This is a genomic window from Thioalkalivibrio sp. ALgr3, assembly GCF_000377325.1.
Taxonomy (GTDB): domain Bacteria; phylum Pseudomonadota; class Gammaproteobacteria; order Ectothiorhodospirales; family Ectothiorhodospiraceae; genus Thioalkalivibrio.
Genome location: NZ_KB898017.1, coordinates 1 through 3071, shown reverse-complemented (window position 1 = coordinate 3071; position 3071 = coordinate 1). Strand labels below are relative to the sequence as shown.

At 61.9% G+C, this 3071-nt stretch carries 2 protein-coding genes and 1 pseudogene; all 3 read left to right on the top strand.

Annotated elements, in window-relative coordinates; genetic code table 11:
• Positions 1-330 precede the first annotated feature (330 nt).
• Positions 331-1294 (top strand): annotated as a pseudogene (locus tag C998_RS14260) (IS256 family transposase); the annotation flags it as partial.
• Positions 1295-2107: 813 nt separating this feature from the next.
• Positions 2108-2341 (top strand): AlpA family phage regulatory protein, encoded by a 234-nt coding sequence (locus C998_RS14725; RefSeq protein WP_196799394.1) that lies wholly within the window; start codon positions 2108-2110, stop codon positions 2339-2341.
• A 454-nt stretch (positions 2342-2795) separates the two neighbouring features.
• Positions 2796-3071, top strand: a 276-nt coding sequence (locus tag C998_RS14255; protein WP_196799393.1) for an IS3 family transposase, incomplete at its 3' end; no start/stop codon positions are given.

Here is a 3071-nt window from a genome sequence, read left to right as displayed (position 1 = left end):
CATCACCCACATCACCCACATCACCCACATCACCCACATCACCCGCAGAACCCGCAGAACCCGCAGAACCCGCAGAACCCGCTTTCGGGAACTGTAGATCCCTCGAAGCTGGCGCAGCCTGGGCCAGACCTTGCGATACCCCTCGCCGGTGAATTCGCTGCCCTGGATGAGCCGCGGATCTCCTTGTGCAGCTACTCGTCGGTCAGCGTCGACCGAGGACCGGCCTGCGTTTGCGATTAGCCTCTGCAGAGCGCTGTGCGCCGCTGTGACCGCGGGCATAGAACGTCGAGCGGGGGATGCCCCACTCCTGACAGAGCCGGGCGGCACCGACAGGTGCCGAAGATCCGGGATCGGTTCGGCGGCGGCCGGCACTTCACGTCGAGCCTGCTGCCCCCGTGTCTGCGCCGGGCGCGCTGCTGGACGATCAGGCCCAGGGGCTGTCGGCCTCGACACTAGGCCGCCTCAAGCAGCAGTGGCTGACCGAGCACGCCGAATGGCGCGAGCACGATCTCAGCGCTCATCGCTACAGTTACTGGTGGGCGGACGGTATCCACTTCAACCTGCGCGGGGAGGACGATGAACGCGCCTGCGTGCGGGTCATCATTGGAGTCCTGCCCGACGGCACCAAGGCGTTCGTTGCCCTCGACGACGGGGTGCGGGAGTCCGAACAGAGCTGGTACCAGATGCTGGTGCGCCTGCGGGACCAGCAGGGTCTGCCGCAGGGACCCCGGCTGGCGATCGGCGACGGCGCGCTGGGCTTCTGGAAGGCGCTGGCCCGAGTCTACCCGGACACCCGCCGCCAGCGCTGCTGGGTCCACAAGACCGCCAATGTGCTGAACCGGCTGCCCAAGCGCAGCCAGCCCAAGGCCAAGTCGGCATTACAGGCGATCTGGATGGCCGAAACCCGCGCCGACGCCGAACAGGCCGTCGACGCCTTCCTGACCGGCTACGGCGACAAGTACCCGAAAGCCGCCGAGAGGCTGCGCAAGGATCGGGAGGACCTGCTGGCGTTCTACGACTCCCCGGCCCCGCACTGGCAGTCGATTCGGACCACCAATCCGATCGAATCGACCTTCGCCACCGTGCGGCTGTGCACCGACAAGACCCGGGGCTGCTGACCCGCAACAACGTCCTGAGCCTGACGTTCAAGCTCGGTCAGAGCGCGTAGAAGCGCTGGCGTCGGCTCCGGGGTTACGAATGGCTCGACCGCGGAGTGACGTTCATCGATGGCGTCGAAAAGACCGAACCGACCAACGACGAGGCATCCTCCATCACCGACCAGAGCGCCGCCTGAACCTGCCATCGATCATACACCAGACTTGACCATAACTCTCCACCCAAGCATCCAACTCCCATTTTCGCCCGCCATGCCCCCGTATTAACTAGGGGGTAACATGGCTCATGTTTCTACCGGAGAAACGTTCCATTTCGCCGTGTTTCAGGCTTTTCCCCCATGTTTCTACCGGATATCCGGTAGAAACATGGAACCTCATTCCCCCGGACGACATGGCCTTGTTAGCTTCCAACCCTTTCCATGTTTCTACCGGACACTTAATCCGAGCCATGTTGCTACCGGATATCCGGTAGCAACATGGGGCGCTTTCCTTGATTTCTATACTGCGCGACCGACTTTCCTTGTCCATACCCAATTTCGGCACCAAATGCGTCGGACACCCTTTTGAAGAAAGGGTCGAAACCGCCCATTTCGCATGCGAAACAAGGCATTTATTTAATCCCCCAATAGACCCTCCTTGAGTGCATTTCGCGCCCGCGAAACGGGTGCCCGGAAACCTCTGAATGGACCATTGGGGAACTCGTTTCGCGCCCGCGAAACCCGCCCTAGAGCGAACCCCAAAATCAGTATACGGATGTGGCACGCATGGAGGCAGATGTCGATCTCGAAGATTTGATATGGAAGATTAATGAATAGAAAGGACGGAACCCATAAGCGTAGAGAGGTTTTGTGCGTGGAAGTGGGGCTGTTAGCATGATAAGAGATGTTTAGGGATTGATGATTAATGGATTGGTGAAATCTGCTGTGTATTAGGAAGAAGGAGTTATTGTAAAACCGGGTGGCCTCATCCCGCCAATATGGAGATGTATACTGATGGACCAGACAATTGGGCATACACATCGCCCTGACCGCCTGATGCGAATCAATGAAGTGCTCGAACGCACGGCGATGGCGCGCTCGACATGGTACGCCATGATTAGCCGCGGCGACGCCCCTCGGCCGGTGAAGGTCGGCGCAGCATCGCGGTGGCGGGAATCCGAGGTGGATGACTGGATTCGCCGGCAGGTTCGGGGAGGCACCGTGGAAAGTGGAGTTCGGGGGAATTGAGAAAGGCGGGGTATCTGGCTGGAATGGAAGTACCACCAACCCACCAGCCGAGGGGCACGCCACCCCTTCTCACGGTACGACAGACACGCCGTATGGACCTGAGGGCCGTCCCGAGGACCCGTTGATCGATTTGCTGCGCCACGGGGCGTAAGAGCTGATTCAGCAAGTTCATCGACGTCCATCGGGAGGATTGCCTGCCGGGCCGGCACCGGGCGGTGGTGCGGAATGGCTATGAGTCCGAGCGCAGAGCCCAAGCCAGCAAAGGCGATATGCCGGTACCCCAGACCCAGGATCGTGCGCGGAGGAGAGGCAAATCACGTCCAGCCTGCTGTCCCGTATCTGAGCCGTGCGTGCTCGGTCTCCCAGCGCCGGCCCTTCGGTGTCGCCAGGCTCTGCCAAGAGTGGGGTATCCCCCGCTCGACGTTCTATACCCATCGTCACAACGGCGCACAGCGTGCTGCAAAGGGATATTACAGGCGCAGGCGGGGCCGCTCGGCCGAGGCTGGACGACGAGCCGCTGCACCGGGAGATCCGGGCGGTCATCGAGGGCAGCGAGTTCTCCGGCGAGGGCCACCGCAAGGTCTGGGCCAAGCTGCGCCAGCTGCAAGGGATCTACACCTCCCGCAAGCGGCTTCTGCGGGTGATGCGCGAGCACGAGCTGCTCGCTCCGTATCGGGCCCGCCGCAACCTCGGCCCCGACGTGCACGACGGCACCATCGTTCCGGAGGCG

Excerpts from the sequence above, each read along its gene's own strand:
- C998_RS14725 (WP_196799394.1), top strand. The coding sequence starts at position 2,108 with ATGGACCAGACAATTGGGCATACACATCGCCCTGACCGCCTGATGCGA.